The sequence below is a fragment of the Aquidulcibacter sp. genome (genome assembly GCF_020253525.1).
Classification (GTDB): Bacteria; Pseudomonadota; Alphaproteobacteria; order Caulobacterales; family Aquidulcibacteraceae; genus Aquidulcibacter.
Map to the genome: position 1 here is coordinate 1 of NZ_JADCBK010000028.1, position 16,471 is coordinate 16,471.

Annotated in this window: 14 protein-coding genes; 5 read left to right on the forward strand and 9 right to left on the reverse strand. The window is 54.6% G+C overall.

The annotated features are described in order from the left end of the window. Positions 1-299: 299 nt before the first annotated feature. The 5 genes from IOB61_RS03900 to IOB61_RS03920 form a co-directional block, all read right to left on the reverse strand. The gene (locus tag IOB61_RS03900) at positions 300-1,238 is read right to left on the reverse strand and encodes a GDP-L-fucose synthase (protein WP_290812462.1); all 939 of its coding nucleotides are present in this window, start codon (positions 1,236-1,238) and stop codon (positions 300-302) included. A gap of 116 nt (positions 1,239-1,354) precedes the next feature. Beyond that, on the reverse strand, positions 1,355-2,107 hold the full coding sequence (locus IOB61_RS03905) for a glycosyltransferase family 2 protein (RefSeq protein ID WP_290812465.1): 753 nt from the start codon (positions 2,105-2,107) through the stop codon (positions 1,355-1,357). A gap of 71 nt (positions 2,108-2,178) precedes the next feature. Further along, positions 2,179-3,273 (reverse strand): GDP-mannose 4,6-dehydratase, encoded by a 1,095-nt coding sequence (gmd, locus tag IOB61_RS03910; RefSeq protein ID WP_290812468.1) that lies wholly within the window; start codon positions 3,271-3,273, stop codon positions 2,179-2,181. A gap of 147 nt (positions 3,274-3,420) precedes the next feature. After that, on the reverse strand, positions 3,421-4,401 hold the full coding sequence (locus tag IOB61_RS03915; protein ID WP_290812471.1) for a UDP-glucuronic acid decarboxylase family protein: 981 nt from the start codon (positions 4,399-4,401) through the stop codon (positions 3,421-3,423). Then, positions 4,388-5,746, reverse strand: a complete 1,359-nt coding sequence (locus IOB61_RS03920) for a UDP-glucose/GDP-mannose dehydrogenase family protein (protein WP_290812474.1) — start codon at positions 5,744-5,746, stop codon at positions 4,388-4,390. The genes IOB61_RS03915 and IOB61_RS03920 overlap by 14 nt, the downstream gene beginning before the upstream one ends. Before the next feature lie 301 nt (positions 5,747-6,047). Between IOB61_RS03920 and IOB61_RS03925 the strand changes: the two genes are divergently transcribed. After that, the gene (locus IOB61_RS03925; RefSeq protein WP_290812477.1) at positions 6,048-6,374 is read left to right on the forward strand and encodes a hypothetical protein; all 327 of its coding nucleotides are present in this window, start codon (positions 6,048-6,050) and stop codon (positions 6,372-6,374) included. Between the two features lie 23 nt (positions 6,375-6,397). Here IOB61_RS03925 and IOB61_RS03930 read toward each other — a convergent pair whose 3' ends face one another. Beyond that, positions 6,398-7,858, reverse strand: coding sequence for an FN3 domain-containing metallophosphoesterase family protein (locus IOB61_RS03930; protein ID WP_290812480.1), 1,461 nt, complete (start codon positions 7,856-7,858; stop codon positions 6,398-6,400). Between the two features lie 132 nt (positions 7,859-7,990). Beyond that, positions 7,991-9,256 carry a TCR/Tet family MFS transporter gene (locus IOB61_RS03935; RefSeq protein WP_290812483.1) on the reverse strand — a complete coding sequence of 422 codons (1,266 nt, stop codon included), beginning with the start codon at positions 9,254-9,256 and terminating at the stop codon, positions 7,991-7,993. Between the two features lie 136 nt (positions 9,257-9,392). Here IOB61_RS03935 and IOB61_RS03940 point away from each other — a divergent pair, with 136 nt between their 5' ends. Next, positions 9,393-10,766, forward strand: a complete 1,374-nt coding sequence (locus tag IOB61_RS03940) for a lytic murein transglycosylase (protein ID WP_290812486.1) — start codon at positions 9,393-9,395, stop codon at positions 10,764-10,766. 103 nt (positions 10,767-10,869) lie between these two features. Here the strand turns inward: IOB61_RS03940 and ahcY are convergent, their stop codons facing one another. Further along, positions 10,870-12,261 carry an adenosylhomocysteinase gene (ahcY, locus tag IOB61_RS03945; protein ID WP_290812489.1) on the reverse strand — a complete coding sequence of 464 codons (1,392 nt, stop codon included), beginning with the start codon at positions 12,259-12,261 and terminating at the stop codon, positions 10,870-10,872. 314 nt (positions 12,262-12,575) lie between these two features. Between ahcY and rpmI the strand changes: the two genes are divergently transcribed. The 3 genes from rpmI (at position 12,576) to IOB61_RS03960 (ending at position 14,166) form a co-directional block, all read left to right on the forward strand. Beyond that, positions 12,576-12,776 (forward strand): 50S ribosomal protein L35, encoded by a 201-nt coding sequence (gene rpmI, locus IOB61_RS03950; protein ID WP_290808298.1) that lies wholly within the window; start codon positions 12,576-12,578, stop codon positions 12,774-12,776. Positions 12,777-12,787: 11 nt separating this feature from the next. Further along, on the forward strand, positions 12,788-13,147 hold the full coding sequence (rplT, locus tag IOB61_RS03955; protein WP_085338849.1) for a 50S ribosomal protein L20: 360 nt from the start codon (positions 12,788-12,790) through the stop codon (positions 13,145-13,147). Positions 13,148-13,254: 107 nt separating this feature from the next. Then, the gene (locus IOB61_RS03960; RefSeq protein WP_290812494.1) at positions 13,255-14,166 is read left to right on the forward strand and encodes an alpha/beta hydrolase; all 912 of its coding nucleotides are present in this window, start codon (positions 13,255-13,257) and stop codon (positions 14,164-14,166) included. Here IOB61_RS03960 and IOB61_RS03965 read toward each other — a convergent pair. Continuing rightward, positions 14,163-16,313, reverse strand: a complete 2,151-nt coding sequence (locus tag IOB61_RS03965) for a M3 family metallopeptidase (protein WP_290812497.1) — start codon at positions 16,311-16,313, stop codon at positions 14,163-14,165. The two genes, IOB61_RS03960 and IOB61_RS03965, sit on opposite strands and share 4 nt — an antisense overlap. Positions 16,314-16,471: the final 158 nt, after the last annotated feature.

The following is a 16,471-nucleotide window of genomic DNA, read 5'->3' on the forward strand; positions in this document are numbered from 1 at the left end:
CTTCGCACCATAGCCGTTCACACGCGCACCCAACACGTCTCCCTCACCATAATGCCCCTCCAACCTCTCTACACTCAAAACCCTTCCCCTCATCCTCTCATACCTCTTCTTACCAACGACTCTTTTTACCTGCTTTACGCTGGTAGTCTGAGGCAAAGCTTTAGGCGTTGCATGACAAAAGCAGCAAAGAACGTGCCACTTTACACGCGAATACCTATTGGGTCTTTTGTGGACACCTTTTAGGGGTATTTTGCGTCATTTTTACATCAATGAATGTTTGGTATTTGCTTGGTTTGACCCTAGCCAAATGCACTTTGATAGGTCTGGGTCAAGCCGACTTGCAAAGGACGGGCTTGGTTCCAGCCTAGGCTATGCAGTTTTGAGACATCGGATAATTTCCGAGGCGTGCCGTCCGGTTTTGACACATCAAATCGCAAGCTTCCTTGGAACCCGACGGTCGCACAAACAAGTTCGGCCAGTTCTTTGATGGTAATTTCTGAGCCTGAGCCAACATTGACATGTTCTTCATCGCTATAAACTTTCGCCAGATGCACAACCGCATCGGCCAAATCATCAACGTGGAGAAACTCTCGCCGTGGGCTACCGCTTCCCCAAACAACAAGCTCGGCAGCGCCACTTAGCTTTGCTTCATGGGCTTTGCGCAGAAGCGCCGGTAAAACGTGGCTCGATTCTAGGTCGTAATTGTCACCTGGACCGTAGAGATTAGTAGGTTGGGCCGCAATGAAATCGCAGCCATATTGGCGACGATAGGCTTGGCAGAGTTTTATGCCGGCGATCTTGGCGATGGCATACCACTCGTTTGTAGGTTCCAAGGGCCCTGTCAGTAAAGCGTGCTCGGGAATCGGCTGAGGGGCCATTTTGGGGTAAATGCAAGTTGAGCCGAGGAAGACGAGCTTCTTTACGCCGACCTGATGTGCTGCATGAATGATGTTGGCTTCAATCATCATGTTTTCGTAGAGAAATTCCGCTGGCCTTGTGTTGTTTGCTTGGATCCCGCCAACCTTTGCGGCAGCCAAGAAGATACAATCGGGTTTTTCCGATGCGAGCCACGCTTCCACCGCACTTTGCCGCACGAGATCGACCTGGTCGCGGCCAACGGTAACGAGATCACACCCTTCTTCCGCCAAGCGACGCACTAAGGCACCGCCGACCATGCCGCGATGCCCGGCAACCCAAACTTTTTTGCCGCTTAAGTTAAACACGGGAGAAGGTGTCATGGAATCCTCGAACAAGGTGCATCGGCGTAGGAGCCGGGTTTAAAGAAGGTTTGGAGACCTGCGCCCGAATGAAACACGAAAGGCTCTCAGGCATTTAGGAATGTTTCTGACTTATTTTAAGGCTTTACAGTGAGGAATTGTCCAACTTTGCGCAAGGGCTTAGCAAACAGAGCATAGTCGATCAATCCAGCCTTTAGCCACTTTTGGCGAGCGCGTAAGGCCTCAAAGTTATGATGTAAGTACGAGGCAAGACCAGACGTGCTACGTCCACCTTGTTGCATATCGATGAGTACCTCATCAATCAGATGTGAACTAAATCCATGCACTTCAAGCGCCCTTAACATCCAGTCATAGTCTGATGATGTCTCGAGTGCCAAGTCAAAAGGCCCGACTGACTCAACAACATGCCGTTTAGCATAAAATGTCGGGTGCCCCGGCATCCAGCCCGCCTTAAAGCCATGGCGTGGGCGGGCCTGCCCCCGCCAGACTCTTGAGATTGTTTTCGTCTCATGGTCTGTTACAAAGTTCAGATGGCCGTGGACCGTATCAGCCTTCATTAAGCCACGGCCAATCGCCTCAAGACTTGTCGGCCGATGATAGGTGTCATCCGAGTTGAGGACCCCAATCGCATCACCCGAAGCCAGCTTCAGCCCCTTGTTTAAGGCGTCGTACATGCCATTATCGGGCTCTGAGATCCAGGTAATATTGGCCTGTGGATAGGACTTTACGATCTCCATCGTATCGTCGCGCGATCCGCCATCAACAACAACGAGCTCTTTTGGACCATAGGTTTGGGAAAAGAAGCTATCCAAGGTGTGACGCACTGTGGCCCCAGAATTCCAGGTCACCATGATTACTGAAATCAACATGGTATTGATCTCCACCCACACCAGATCACAAAATTAGAAGAGCAAAGGGCCACGATATGCGCCCCTAGGTCTTAGCGGACGACAGCCCCGAAATCCTCATCGAGACGGCGATGCGAGGCTTCACGCGCAACCAAGTCGAAATCGCTCTTCACCATTTCTGTCACCATTTGTGCAAAGCTGGTTTGAGGGGTCCAGCCAAGCAGACGCTTTGCCTTGGCCGCATCGCCCAGAAGCAAGTCGACCTCAGTTGGACGGAAGTAGCGTGGGTCGACAGCAACTAAGGTTTTGCCAGTCTTCAGGTCGCGACCAATTTCATCAAGCCCGTTACCTTCCCAAGAAACTTCAATCCCAACTTCTTTGAAGGCCAAATTGACAAACTCGCGTACCGAGCGCTTTTCGCCAGTTGCCAAAACAAAGTCATCTCCAACCTCATGCTGGACGATCCGCCACATGCCTTCGACATAGTCGCGCGCATGACCCCAGTCGCGCTCTGCATCCAGATTACCTAGATACAGCTTATCTTGTAGACCTTGGGCGATGGCCGCTACGGCGCGTGTGATTTTGCGTGTAACAAAGGTTTCGCCACGCAGTGGGCTCTCGTGGTTAAACAAAATGCCATTGGATGCGTGAATACCGTAGGCTTCCCGGTAATTGACGGTGATCCAATAGGCGTAAAGCTTGGCCACCCCGTAGGGTGAACGTGGATAGAAGGGGGTCGTCTCGCTTTGCGGGACAGCCTGCACAAGGCCATAGAGTTCAGACGTCGAGGCTTGGTAGAAGCGCGTAGCTCTTTCCATCCCCAAGATGCGGATGGCTTCGAGCAGGCGCAATGTGCCTACTGCATCAGCATTGGCTGTGTATTCGGGCGTTTCAAAGCTCACTTGCACGTGGCTTTGTGCGGCCAAATTATAGATTTCGTCTGGCTGCACTTCTTGCACAATGCGGATCAGATTGGTTGAATCTGTCATGTCGCCATAATGCAGCTTCAGGCGGACATCTTCCTCATGGGGATCTTGGTAGATTTGATCGATCCGAGCGGTATTAAAGGACGACGAGCGCCGCTTCAGGCCATGGACTTCATAGCCTTTGCCCAACAATAATTCGGCCAAATAGGCGCCGTCTTGGCCCGTAATACCGGTGATAAGAGCTCGTTTTCGCACTGACATAGTCTATACTCACATGTTGTCTTGTTGATCGCGTCGCTGCTGGGTTTGAGGCATGCAGCGTGGACCATTTAAGTTTGGTTTAGAGCCGACGCCGCGTCTTTTGAGGACGAAGCGGCAGATCCAGACGGCTTTTCGGACCAAATGCTTCTAGGAGGCTGCCACGGCAGGGTTGCGATCATTTTCTTTGAGCAATTGGTCGAAATAGGCGATTGTTTTGCTTAAGCCTTCGCGCAGGTGGACTTTTGGTTCCCAGCCGAGTTGGGCTTTGGCCTTGTCGATGACGGGGCGGCGCTGCTTGGGGTCGTCTTGGGGTAGAGGAAATTCCACAATGCGTGAGCGAGAGCCGGTCAACTCGATCACCAGTTCAGCCAATTGGCGAATGGTGAACTCGCCTGGATTGCCCAGATTGATTGGCCCAATGACGTCGTCACCGGTTGCCATGAGCTTCATAAAGCCTGAGACCAGATCATCGACATAGCAGAAGGAACGGGTTTGTTCGCCCGCACCATAAACCGAGATATCTTGGTTCTGCAGGGCCTGAACGATGAAGTTTGACACCACCCGTCCATCATTGGGATGCATGCGGGGGCCGTATGTATTAAAAATGCGCGCAACCTTGATGCGCACTTTGTGCTGCCGATTATAATCGAAGAACAAAGTCTCCGCACAACGCTTGCCTTCATCATAGCAAGAGCGCGGGCCAATTGGGTTCACATTCCCCCAATATTCTTCTGGCTGCGGGTGAACACTTGGGTCGCCATAGACTTCCGAGGTCGAGGCCTGAAAAATCTTCGCGCGCACCCGTTTGGCCAAGCCCAGCATATTGATGGCCCCATGAACGCTGGTCTTCGTCGTCTGAACAGGGTCATGCTGGTAATGGATCGGCGAAGCTGGACAGGCGAGATTATAAATCTCATCCACCTCAACAAACAACGGGAAGCACACGTCATGACGCATCAGCTCAAAGCGCTTATGGCCGATCAGATGCTCAACATTGCGTCGGGTGCCGGTGAAGAAATTATCCACACAAATGACTTCAGCGCCGCCTTCCAAAAGACGCTCGCACAAATGCGACCCCAAAAAACCGGCCCCACCCGTGACCAAAACGCGTTTATTAGAATGATACATCTTGAAGTTCCTTAACGTCTGAAGTCCGGCTGAAATTTTGTGGTCTTCCTACACCAAAATAACGAATTCCATAGCGCTCCATTTCAGAAATGCTGAACATGTTCCTCAAGTCGACTACAATTGGGACAGAAAGCATGGTTTTTAACTTCGCAAGTTCAATCGATTTAAATGCGTCCCATTCAGTCAGAATGACCAGGGCGTCCGCACCTTGAATGGCCTCAGGCGTGCTGTCGGCATAGTCAATGTCACGGAAGTGGCGACGCGCCTCCTGCATGCCTTCTGGGTCAAAGGCGCGAATGCGCGCACCTTCAGCTTGCAGAGCCGGTATGATCTCCAGCGAAGGTGCATCGCGCATGTCGTCGGTATTTGGTTTAAATGTCAGGCCTAAGACAGCAATGGTTTTGCCTTGCACGTCACCGCCCATGGCGTGGACAACTTTCTGCGCCATGGCCTGTTTGCGGGCGTCATTGATCCGGACCGTCGTTTCAATCAGTTCAACGGGGGCACCAGCTTCGCGCGCGGTCTTCACGAGAGCCAGCGTATCCTTTGGGAAGCAAGAGCCGCCATAACCTGGACCTGCTTGCAAGAAGCGCTTTCCGATCCGCTCATCCAGCCCAATCCCGAGTGATACTTCCTGCACGTCGGCATCAACGTTTTCACAAAGGTTCGCAATCTCATTGATGAAGGTGATCTTCATCGCAAGGAAGGCGTTGGCAGCATATTTGGTTAGCTCAGACGTCCGGCGAGATGTGAACAAAATAGGCGTCTCTTGTTCCATCAGGGGACGATAGAGGTCCTGCATGATCTGGCGAGCGCGTGGCTCATCCGCGCCGCCAATGACAACGCGATCGGGCTCTTGGAAGTCGCGGATGGCTGCGCCTTCGCGCAGAAACTCTGGGTTTGAGACCACGGCAAATTGCGCATCGGGACGGCGAGCCCGAATGATGGCCTCGACTTCATCCCCGGTTCCGACAGGCACTGTCGACTTGGTGACAATCACCGTGAAGCCTTCGATTAGGTCTGCAATTTCTTCGGCTGCCGCATAGACATAGGAGAGGTCTGCATGACCATCCGAGCTTCTCGCTGGCGTGCCAACGCCAATGAAAACAGCATCAGAAGCCGCAATCGCTTGCGCAGCGTCCGTCGTAAACCGCAGTCGACCCGCCTCGACATTACGCGCAACCAAGTGATCCAATCCCGGTTCATAAATTGGCATTACGCCTTGGTTCAGCTGACTAATCTTTCTTGCGTCTTTGTCGACGCAGGTCACATCATGCCCAAAGTCGGCAAAGCATGCGCCGGAAACTAGGCCTACATAGCCTGAACCAATCATCGTGACGCGCATTTACTCTACCTTTGTCGAAATCGGGTATCCACAAAGGCATTTGCCAATAAAGAGTACATCCGATGCGTTTTATGGCTGCCACAATGTCCTGAAAAGTGACGCCTATCCTTTCGATAGCAATTTCAATGCCAGATTTTTACCTAGAAATTATGTCGTCTATGTATCCTCAGCGTCATGGCTTCCTAGGTAACTAGACATTGATTTGACCTGTTATTCATGAATCTCTCAAATTTATCTAATTGGCTTAAGTGCACAGAAATACGCGCGGGTTATAGGTGCTTGGCTAGGGGAGAGGTTGGGCATGGCCACAGCAAAACAAAAGGGTCTGCGCGACGCGTCAGAGGCTCAAGCAATTGACTTGGAATCAGTCCATACTCATGTGGATACACAGGTGCAGGATGCGGTTCTTGTAACGGCTGAAAATTCTGCACGCTTTTCGCGAGATCCCGGTCATGTTCCTTCGCCCGTGCAATCTATCCAGGAGCGACTGGAAATGGAATTTGCGGCGCAAATCCATGAAGATGACGACTCCATGAGGGATTTGCGCCCTATCGGCTTTGCCATTGCGGTCGTTTTCTCGCTTGTCGCGTGGACTTTGATCATTCAGGTCGTTCGCATCGGCCTATAGACCAAGCCGGTTTGCGCGATGCGTCACTCCGGATCCCTAAAGTCGCGATAGGGAAAATTGGGGCCATAGGTGCGCTGCTCCAGGGTCGCCACTGGGCCTTTTGTCACTTGCTTTCGGCCTGTGAGGTCCTTGCTCATATCAAAGCTGTCATAGAGCTCGCCAGTGGCCGCATAGGCGCGGTATTGAAGCTGCCCGCCATTGATTTCAATGGTTTGGAAAAACTGAGTACCTTCACCAAATCGATCCAACCGAACCCCAGACGGGGCATATTCATCCCATCTGGATGACTTAAACCTATATTGCTTGGGCCCGGATACTGAATTCACAAACATCATCGCGACATCTTCTGCGCCTCCAACGGATATGCGCTCTGGCCTTTGGGGGTCGGTGTCCGCAATCGTGCCGCGCGCATAGGTATGATCATGGCCCTGCAAAATGAGGTCGACTTTGTGTTTGCTGAAAACTGGCAAAAGAAGATTTCGCCGCGAGAGATTGTCGCGTCCCTGGCCAGACGAAAAGATCGGATGATGCATGGTGACAATCCGCCATTTAGCCTTTGATTGGGCTAGGGCCGCATCAAGCCACGCGGCTTGGGCGGCTAAGTCTTCAGAGGTGGTGTCCAGCACGAATATATCTAAGTTTGGTCCATAAGCCACCTTGTAGACCGTCTCGCGCAAAGTAGCAGGCAGGCTCTCGATGGAGCTCAATCGAAATTGCGGTCGCCACATAGCAGACAAAAGTCTGCGCTGTGCGGGTCCGACGCCAAAGCTGTCATACTCATGGTTGCCAGAAACTGGAATGGCCGGGATCATGCCATGGATGAAGCCAACGGCCTTGAACCATTCAGCCCATTCAAGGTCGCGCGAGCCGCGATTGACCAAGTCGCCCGCGTGGATGATGAAACGCGCGTCCGGCATTTTTTGATACCCAGCACGGATCAGGCGCGACCAATGAGACAAAATGCCATTCTGCGCATCGCCGACATAGAGAAACTTGATTGGGCCCTCTTTGGGTGCTGTGCGGATATGGAACCACTCACTCCATTTGCCTTCACCGCCGCCAACGCGATAGGCGTAAAGTGTGTCAGGCTCGAGACCCTCAAAATTGATCGAATGATAAGTAACGGGTGTAAGGCCCGCATTCCACGTCATCTTCAGTTCTTGGCCGGCTGTTTTGATGGTCTCCAGGTCAAGCGGCTCAGAATCAGCGGTCTTCCTTATGGCACCCAAATCAAAGCGGGCGTCAGGTGTTGCGCGCACGATTTCAGCAACCGCCTGGGTGACGCTGGCATCCGTCCGCCACGTAATGGCAAAACTGGTCGTGGGGTCGGTCTCAAACGTTGTGATGATGCGGTCTGGCCAAGCAGAGGCTTGTTGCCAAGGCGCTAGGCTAGGTGGAGCGCCGTGATTAGGGTGGGCTAGGGCAGGGGGTGCTAAACTCAGCATGGCTAAGAGGCTACATGCCATTAACTTCCATTTTCCCATCACGCTCTCCCATGCCGGGCTAAGGAGGCCCGCCCACCCGCCTTGCTACTGAAGGCCCATGACGTGTCTATGACACTTCTTTGGCATGATGCCGCAAGGGTAGTCACCTTGATGTGAGGTTGCCGCGCACATTCACTGCGGTTTACCGCTACCGGGGCTACGGCGAACGGCAAAAACTGCAATTAATAGGGCGGTGCCGAGAAAGAAGGATGCGGTCAGGAACGGGGCACCGGGTAAGTCTAAACCACCCGGCAATTGTTTGGCGATGCCAAGGGCAAACAAGCTGGTGTAAAGAGTTGGCGCAAAAATCCCCATCATCGACATGAGTGATGCAAGGCCGCCTTGTAACTGTCCCTGAGCACTGGAGGACACTCGTTGTGTCATCAGACTTTGGACGGATGGGTTGAAAAGTGCCCACAATGTCATGACCGGCATCGAGCACCAGAACAAAATCGGTGTGGGTGCAAGGCCGTAAAGGGCAAAGCCGCTCATCCCAAACAGGAGTGCGACCATGAGAGAGCGCCGCTCACCCAAACGCCCAACGACGCGTTGAACGATAAAGAGTTGGGCCAAGATCATCAAAGTTGATGAGGCCGCCATCGTGGCTCCAGTTTGGACGGTGCTGAAATGATAACGATGCTCGGCATAGAGGACAAAGGTGGAAGGAAAAACATTCTGCGCCAAAGCAAATAGGCCATAGACTGGGATCAGCGCGTAAAGCATCGGCTGACCCTTGAATACGGCTAAGGCCCCGATTGGATTGGCTTTGCGCCATCTAAACGGGCTGCGGTTCTCCAGCTTGTGCGATTCAGGCAGCACGAAATAGCCATAAGCGGCGTTGAGGAAGCAGAGTCCGCCAGCAACGTAGAGAGGCAAGCGCACATCAATTGCCCCCAATAGGCCCCCCATTGCCGGCCCAAAGGTAAACCCAACCCCAAAGGCTGCACCCAACATACCGAATGCTTTAGCACGCCCTGAAGGCGGCGTAACATCGGCGACATAGGCATTGGCGGCAGAAATATTGCCGGCTGTGGCCCCCGAAATCACACGCGCGGCCAAGAATGCCAAAAAGGTCGGCGCATGGGCGGTGGCAAAATAGGACACACCCAAGCCGACACAGGAGAGAAGAATAATAGGTCTGCGCCCATACTGGTCTGACAAAGCTCCAAGAATGGGCGACATGAAGAACTGAAGCGTGGCCCACATTGTCATCGACCAGCCAAAGGCGTGTGCGGCTGTCGTGACGTCTGTGAAATAGGTCTCAACCAGCCGCGGCATAATTGGAACAATCAGGCCGATTGACAGCATATCGAGCACAACAGTCGCCAAGATAAAAATCATGGCACCTGGCCGGGCTGCCGGTGGCGTCGTCGCGGGTTGGCTTGGAATATCGGTCACATAGGTCCCAGTTTATTGATCACTAAATTGTTATCCGCTTTACGGTGCAGGAGATCAAGGCAGTGTCTGGGCAAGGCTTGGGTTTTCGCGCATCTTGTTCATTGCGGCTTCACCCGCAGCATCCTAGAGTGGACGCATGATGGCCCGAACCCTTTGCTTGGCAGCTTTGGCTGTTGCAACCTCGACCTTGGCTGGCGCGCAAGAGCCACTAGCCTATGTGCCGCCGCCCTTTACCTCGTCTGGTTCCGCTGAGTTTGACGCGTGGCGTACAGACTTTGCGACCCGCGCTGTCTTGGTGAGTAAGAAGCAGCCAGCCATTGTTGACGCGACTTTGGCGGATCTATCCCCCAATGGAGATGTGAAGCGGCTGAACGAAAGCCAGCCTGAGTTTGTCCGCCCGATCTGGACCTATATGGCAGGGGCGGTGTCACAGAACCGAATTGAGCAGGGGCGCGCGGCTTTTGCAGCAAGACGAGATGCGTTGGCATCCATTACGGAACGCACCGGCGTGCCAGTTGAATTTGCGATTGCCATTTGGGGCGTCGAAAGCAGCTTTGGCGGCAATAAAGGCTCATCCGATGTCGTCCGCTCACTAGCGACATTGGCCTATACGGGGCGACGTACCGCTTTGGGTGAAGCGGAATTGTTGGCGGTATTTGACATTTTGGAGCGCGGCGAAGCTAGTCGCAGTGATCTGGTCGGCTCGTGGGCGGGGGCCATGGGCCACACCCAATTCATGCCAAGTTCGTTTCTAAGCCGCGCGATTGATGGCGATGGCGATGGTAAGCGCGATATCTGGTCCAACCCGATTGACGCCTTGGCTTCCACACAAAACTATCTGGCCCGTGCTGGCTGGAAAGCAGGTGAACGTTGGGGTACTGAAGCCAGCGTTCCAGAAGGCTTTGATTGGAGCTTGGCAGACGGCGTCTTGCGCCCACTTTCGTTTTGGACGGCCCTAGGCATCAATCCGGTTGCCGCAACATTGCCGGAAGGCCAGACAGCACCTTTAGATGACGAGAATTGGCAAGTCCGCCTCTTGGCACCTGCCGGTGCTCGTGGAACGGCTTTCCTCGTTGGTGTCAATTACGGAGCAATTCGCGCTTATAATGCGGCAGACGCTTATGCCCTTTCGGTTGCACTTCTGGCAGATCAGATTGCCGGACGTGGCCGTATGCCAAGCCGCTGGCCGACTGATGACCCACCCGTGGGGCGGGCCGGGGCAACCGAATTGCAAACCCTATTGAACGGATTGGGCTTTGATGTCGGTGCACCCGATGGCCAAGCAGGCCCACGGACGCGGGCAGCATTACAGGCCTATCAGAAGAGCCGTGGGAAGATTGCCGATGGCTATGCCTCGGTAAGCGCCTTGGCCGCCATCCGGGCTGAAGTGCAGGCAAGCCAACCCCCAGCAGCGGTGCCTGTCGCCACACCCAGCACCATCGTGCCACCACCTCCGTCGGCGACTGACCCCAATTACAAGGGTCCACCGCCGGTCAAAATGACTTGGTAGGCAAATTTCAGATAAGAAAACGGCGGCACAGTAATCTGCGCCGCCGCCTTGCAATCCCCCGATTGCCCCACGATCTGTGCCGAGCCCTTGCCCGGGCACAGGATCAATAGCGATAGGTGTCTGGCTTGAAGGGGCCAGATTGTGGAACGCTGATATAGTCCGATTGGACTTTGGTCAATTTCGTCAGTTTGGCACCAACTTTTTCTAAGTGCAACATGGCAACCTTTTCGTCGAGGTGCTTTGGCAACACATAGACTTTGTTCTCATACTTATCGCGGTTGGTATGCAACTCGATCTGAGCCAAGGTTTGGTTGGTGAAGGATGCCGACATCACGAAGCTTGGGTGACCCGTGCCATTGCCCAGATTGACCAAGCGGCCTTCTGACAGGACGATGATGCGCTTGCCGTCTGGGAATTCGACTTCGTCGACCTGCGGCTTCACATTGTGCCACTTGTAGTTACGCAAAGCGGCAACTTGGATTTCGCTGTCGAAGTGGCCGATATTGCACACGATGGCACGATCTTTCATGGCTCGCATGTGGTCGAGTGTCAAAACGTCGAGGTTACCAGTTGCGGTGACGAAAATGTCGGCACGTGGTGCGGCATCTTCCATGGTGACAACTTCATAGCCTTCCATCGCGGCTTGTAGCGCGCAGATGGGGTCGATTTCGGAAATCATCACACGGCAACCTGCGTTGCGGAGCGAAGCGGCAGAGCCTTTGCCCACGTCGCCAAAGCCAGCAACCATGGCAACCTTACCGGCCATCATGACGTCGGTACCGCGACGGATCCCATCGACCAGCGATTCCTTACAGCCATAGAGGTTGTCGAACTTCGACTTGGTCACGCTGTCGTTCACATTGATGCCTGGGAATGGCAATTCGCCACGCTCAGCCATTTGATACAGACGGTGCACACCGGTGGTGGTTTCTTCCGACACGCCCTTGATGGCGTCACGGATCGCCGAATAGAAGCCTGGCTTCTCAACCAAATAGCGCTTCATCACGGTGTAGAGCGCTTCTTCTTCTTCGTTTTGTGGGTTGTTCAAGATGCTGGGGTCTTTTTCAGCTTTTGGGCCCAAGACGCACAACAGGGTTGCATCGCCACCATCGTCCAAGATCAGATTTGGATAGCCACCATCGGACCATTCAAAGATTTTGTGGACATATTCCCAATATTGCAAAAGCGTTTCGCCTTTGATGGCGAATACTGGCACGCCAGCCGCAGCAATGGCAGCCGCAGCTTGGTCCTGGGTCGAATAGATATTGCACGAAGCCCAACGGACGTCAGCGCCCAAAGCGGTTAAGGTTTCAATCAAAACGCCGGTTTGGATCGTCATGTGCAAGCAGCCAGCGATGCGGGCGCCTTTCAAAACTTGGGCGGGGCCAAATTCAGCACGCGTTGCCATCAGGCCGGGCATTTCGGTTTCAGCAATAGCCAATTCCTTGCGGCCCCAGTCAGCCAAGCCGATGTCGGCCACGATATAGTCAGTCATGAAAAGTCCTCGAAGAGTCGATGCCTGCGCCAGCGACCTTCGCGCACAGGGCCTTGATGAGCGGCTTCTAACTGAGGCTGCCTCAAAAGGCAAGGAAAGATATAAACATGTCTTTATATGATTGCAGAAGGCCGTGTTTTCGGGTGGGGCAGGTGGGCTAAGACTCAGTCCCGTGCCTTGTTTTTTGCGTGCTCTTGGATTAGATCGCGCCTCCCGTCTGATCGTCCGGCGAAACGGCATGCCGTGGCGGTTATTTTAGCTGACTTGAATTCTCTTTGAAAACAAGTCCGTGCATCTAAGCACAGGAGAGCGAAATGCCGAAACTGAAGACTAAGAGTGGCGTCAAAAAGCGCTTCAAGATCACGGCTACCGGCAAAGTTATGCATGGCGTCGTGGGTAAGCGTCACCGTTTGATGTCGCACAAATCCAAATATATCCGTCAAAACCGTGGAACGTCGGTGCTCGCGACTGGCGATGCAATTCGCGTGAAACTTTGGACGCCCTACGGGCTGTAAGGATATAGACAATGGCACGTATTAAAGCAGGGCAACAAACCCGCGCCCGTCGGAAGAACATCCTGGCAGCCGCTAAAGGCTTCCAAGGCCGCCGGAAGAACACCATCCGCACCGCCACCGCCGCTGTATGGCGCTCTGGCCAATATGCATACCGCGACCGCAAGGCCAAGAAGCGCAACTTCCGCGCTTTGTGGATCCAGCGCATCAACGCAGCAGCCCGTCAGCATGACATGACCTATTCGGTCTTCATCAACGGCTTGCTGAAGGCAGGCATCCAAGTCGACCGCAAAGTGTTGAGCGACATCGCAATTCGCGAACCCGCCGCCTTCGCCGCCGTGGTTGAAAAGGCGAAGGCAGCCTTGGCTGCTTAAACCTTCACTTGGTTGACACAGATTGGAAACGGCCCTGAGGTAGCTCGGGGCCGTTTTTGTTTGGGCTTTTCGATCTCTTCACCACGCCTGCATCGGGGGACATGTGCATGCCGACCATCCAAGCCAATGGCATTGAGCTTTATTATGAGGAGCGGGGTGAGGCTTCGGGTGTGCCCTTATTGTTGGTCATGGGGTTGGGGCGGCAGTTGATCGCTTGGCCGGAAGACTTCATGGCGCAGCTGGTGGCGGCGGGGCACCGGGTCATTCTGTTTGATAATCGCGATGTGGGCCTGTCCACGCATTTTCACGGTGTCCAAGTGGCAAGCCCGGTGCGGGCAATCGCGGGCCTTATCTTCGGGATTGGCTTTAAGACGGCCTATCATCTCAAGGATATGGCTGCGGACGCGGTGGCGCTATTGGATCATTTGAAGATTGATGCGGCCCATGTCGTCGGAGTCTCGATGGGCGGGATGATCGCACAGACTATGGCCATCCATTACCCAAGTCGGGTGCGCAGCTTGATTTCGGTGATGTCAACCAGTGGCGCGCGCGGCTTACCCGGGGCTCCAGCCAAGCTCCGCCAGCGCTTAACCGCTCGCCGCAGCACGACACCTAGTCGTGACGAAGCGATTGAGATCGGTCGGCGGACGCTGGAATTGATCTCCTACCCTGATCCCGCCCGCGCACCAGACGCCTTTGAGAAACACGCGGCGGCTGCTTATGATCGGGCCTATGATCCCAAGGGCACACTTCGACAGCTCATTGCCATTTTGGCCGATCGAGACCGGGCGGCGCAGTTGGCAAAGGTCACAGCGCCCACGCTGGTTATTCATGGCAAACAGGATGAATTGGTGCCAATGGCGTGCGGGGTCGATACGGCTCGCCGCATAAAAGGCGCGCGGTTGGAGATTATCGACCAAATGGCCCATGACCTCCCACCGTCAAAAACCACGCACATGGCCGATCTGATCATCGGCCACACGCAAAGCGTGGAGCAAGGCCGCGCTGCCGCAGCCTAGTTATTGCTGGTGCCGTCGGCCAAGCCGCGCATTTCCAACAGGGCTTTCGGGTCGGGATCGCGACCGCGGAATTTGCGGTAAGCCTCAGCTGGGTCGCGCGAATTGCCGCCGGCATAGACAAAGTTACGCAAGCGCTTGGCGACGTCTTTGTTGAAAATATCGCCCGTCTCGGTGAAGGCGCGGAAGCCATCCGCGTCAAGGACCTCCGACCACATGTAGGAGTAATAGCCCGCCGAATAGCCGCCCGAGAAGATATGGCCGAAGTGGGTTGGCCGGTGGCGCATCACGATTTCACGCGGCATACCAATTTTGGCGAGGCTTTCTTTTTCAAAAGCCCCCATGTCAAAGCCCTTGGGCAAATTGGGTTGGCTGTGCACATCCATATCAACCAGAGCTGAGGCTAAGAACTCAACGGTGGCAAAGCCTTGGTCATGGTTGCGCGCGGCCATCACCTTGTCCAACAGCTCTTTCGGCATAGCCGCGCCCGTGTCGCTGTGACGGGCAAAGCGCTCCAGCACTTGGCGTTGGCCCAGCCAGTGTTCGTAAATCTGGGCTGGGAATTCTACAAAGTCGCGTGAAACAGCCGTCCCTGCGAGGCTTGGATAGGCGACATTGGACAAAAGGCCGTGCAAGCCGTGGCCAAACTCGTGGAACAAGGTCTCTGCATCATTATAAGAGAGAAGCGTTGGCTTACCTTCTGGGGCCTTGGTGTAATTAAGGACATTGACCACCATGGGCTTTAGATTGCCATTCACCCGGTCTTGGCCCTGATAGCTGGACATCCAAGCCCCACCTTGCTTGCTCTCGCGGGAGAAGAAGTCGCCATAGAACAGGCCGATATGGCGGCCATCGGCTTCCATAACCTCCCAGACCCGTACGTCTGGATGATAAACCGGAACTTTGCCGGTAACTTCCTTGAAAGTCAGGCCAAACAATTGGTTCGCCACCCAGAATTGCGCGTCCAGCATGGCCTCAAGCGAGAAGTAAGGCTTCACTTCATCTTCGTTCAGATTGTACTTTGCCCGGCGTTTTTGCTCGGCATAGAAGCGCCAATCCCACGGTTCCAGCTTGTCGCCTTCAAAGCCTTGAGACTTCGCCAGAGCCAGATATTCGGCGGCATCGCGTGTCACGGCTGCCTTGGCAGGCTCCCACACGCCATTCAGCAAGGCGCTAACATTGGCGGGGGTCTTGGCCATTGTATCGGCTAAGGTGAAGGCGGCATGGTGTTCATAGCCTAAAATGGCGGCGCGCTCCTGCCGTAGGGTGACGATCTCGCTCGTGATGGCTTTTGTATCTTCAGCATCATTATTGTCGCCACGCAGCACCCACCCGCGCCACGCCTTTTCCCGCATCGCCCGGTTGGTTGAGAGCTCTAGGAAAGGCTCCACGCTTGAGCGGCTCAACGTCACAACATGTTTGCCGGGCATGCCGCGGGCGCGACCCGCCTCCAAAGCGGCATCGAGGAAGAATTGCGGCAGACCCGCGCGATCTGCCTCGGTCTCCAGAACAAGCGCGAATTGATTGGTGTCGGCCAGGACTCTCTGGCTGAAATCGGTGCTCAAGGTCGAGAGGCGCTGGTTGATCTCTGAGACGCGAGCCTTTTGCGCTGGGTTCAGCTTGGCACCCGAGCGGACAAAGCCTTGATAGACGCGCTCGACCAAGCGGCGTTGTTCAGGGCTACGCAAGCTCGCCCGCTTGTCATACACGGCTTGCACGCGGGCAAACAGTTTCGGGTTGAGGCGGATTGAGTCTGAATGGGCGGCTAGAACCGGCCCCATTTCGCGCTGGATCGCGCGAATATCGGCATTGGAATTGGCCGATGTCATGTTGGAAAAGACGGCCGAGACATCATCGAGCAAGAGGCCCGCCTTTTCCATGGCAAGGATGGTGTTGTCGAACGTGGGCGCAGCCTTGGCATTCGCAATGGCCTCAATCTCAACCCGATGTTGACGCATGCCTTCATAGAAAGCCGGCCGGAAATGCTCTGGGCGAATGCGGTCAAAGGCTGGCGCGCCAAATTTCGTTGTCTTGGCTTCAAAGAACGGATTGGTAAAGGCTTGCGTGGCGCTTGCAGGTTGGGCTGGATTGGCGGCAACGGCCAATGGCAAGGCACATACACTCAGCGCGAGAAGGGCGGTACGGAACACTGGTTTTTCCCCAAAGCTTGGCCCATGGCCTGCTTAAAATTTTGAGCCGCTTCCTTAGGGGGCAGGGGAGGCCGTGTCAGCGGCGAGCTCGCGCACATTTCTGTGAGGATTGGGCAAAGCGCGACCGTCAATCATCTGCGCCACCCCCCTCCCATTTA

Excerpts from the sequence above, each read along its gene's own strand:
- IOB61_RS03900 (WP_290812462.1), bottom strand. The coding sequence starts at position 1,238 with ATGACACCTTCTCCCGTGTTTAACTTAAGCGGCAAAAAAGTTTGGGTT.
- IOB61_RS03905 (WP_290812465.1), bottom strand. The coding sequence starts at position 2,107 with ATGTTGATTTCAGTAATCATGGTGACCTGGAATTCTGGGGCCACAGTG.
- gmd (WP_290812468.1), bottom strand. The coding sequence starts at position 3,273 with ATGTCAGTGCGAAAACGAGCTCTTATCACCGGTATTACGGGCCAAGAC.
- IOB61_RS03915 (WP_290812471.1), bottom strand. The coding sequence starts at position 4,401 with ATGTATCATTCTAATAAACGCGTTTTGGTCACGGGTGGGGCCGGTTTT.
- IOB61_RS03920 (WP_290812474.1), bottom strand. The coding sequence starts at position 5,746 with ATGCGCGTCACGATGATTGGTTCAGGCTATGTAGGCCTAGTTTCCGGC.
- IOB61_RS03925 (WP_290812477.1), top strand. The coding sequence starts at position 6,048 with ATGGCCACAGCAAAACAAAAGGGTCTGCGCGACGCGTCAGAGGCTCAA.
- IOB61_RS03930 (WP_290812480.1), bottom strand. The coding sequence starts at position 7,858 with ATGGGAAAATGGAAGTTAATGGCATGTAGCCTCTTAGCCATGCTGAGT.
- IOB61_RS03940 (WP_290812486.1), top strand. The coding sequence starts at position 9,393 with ATGATGGCCCGAACCCTTTGCTTGGCAGCTTTGGCTGTTGCAACCTCG.
- ahcY (WP_290812489.1), bottom strand. The coding sequence starts at position 12,261 with ATGACTGACTATATCGTGGCCGACATCGGCTTGGCTGACTGGGGCCGC.
- rpmI (WP_290808298.1), top strand. The coding sequence starts at position 12,576 with ATGCCGAAACTGAAGACTAAGAGTGGCGTCAAAAAGCGCTTCAAGATC.
- rplT (WP_085338849.1), top strand. The coding sequence starts at position 12,788 with ATGGCACGTATTAAAGCAGGGCAACAAACCCGCGCCCGTCGGAAGAAC.
- IOB61_RS03960 (WP_290812494.1), top strand. The coding sequence starts at position 13,255 with ATGCCGACCATCCAAGCCAATGGCATTGAGCTTTATTATGAGGAGCGG.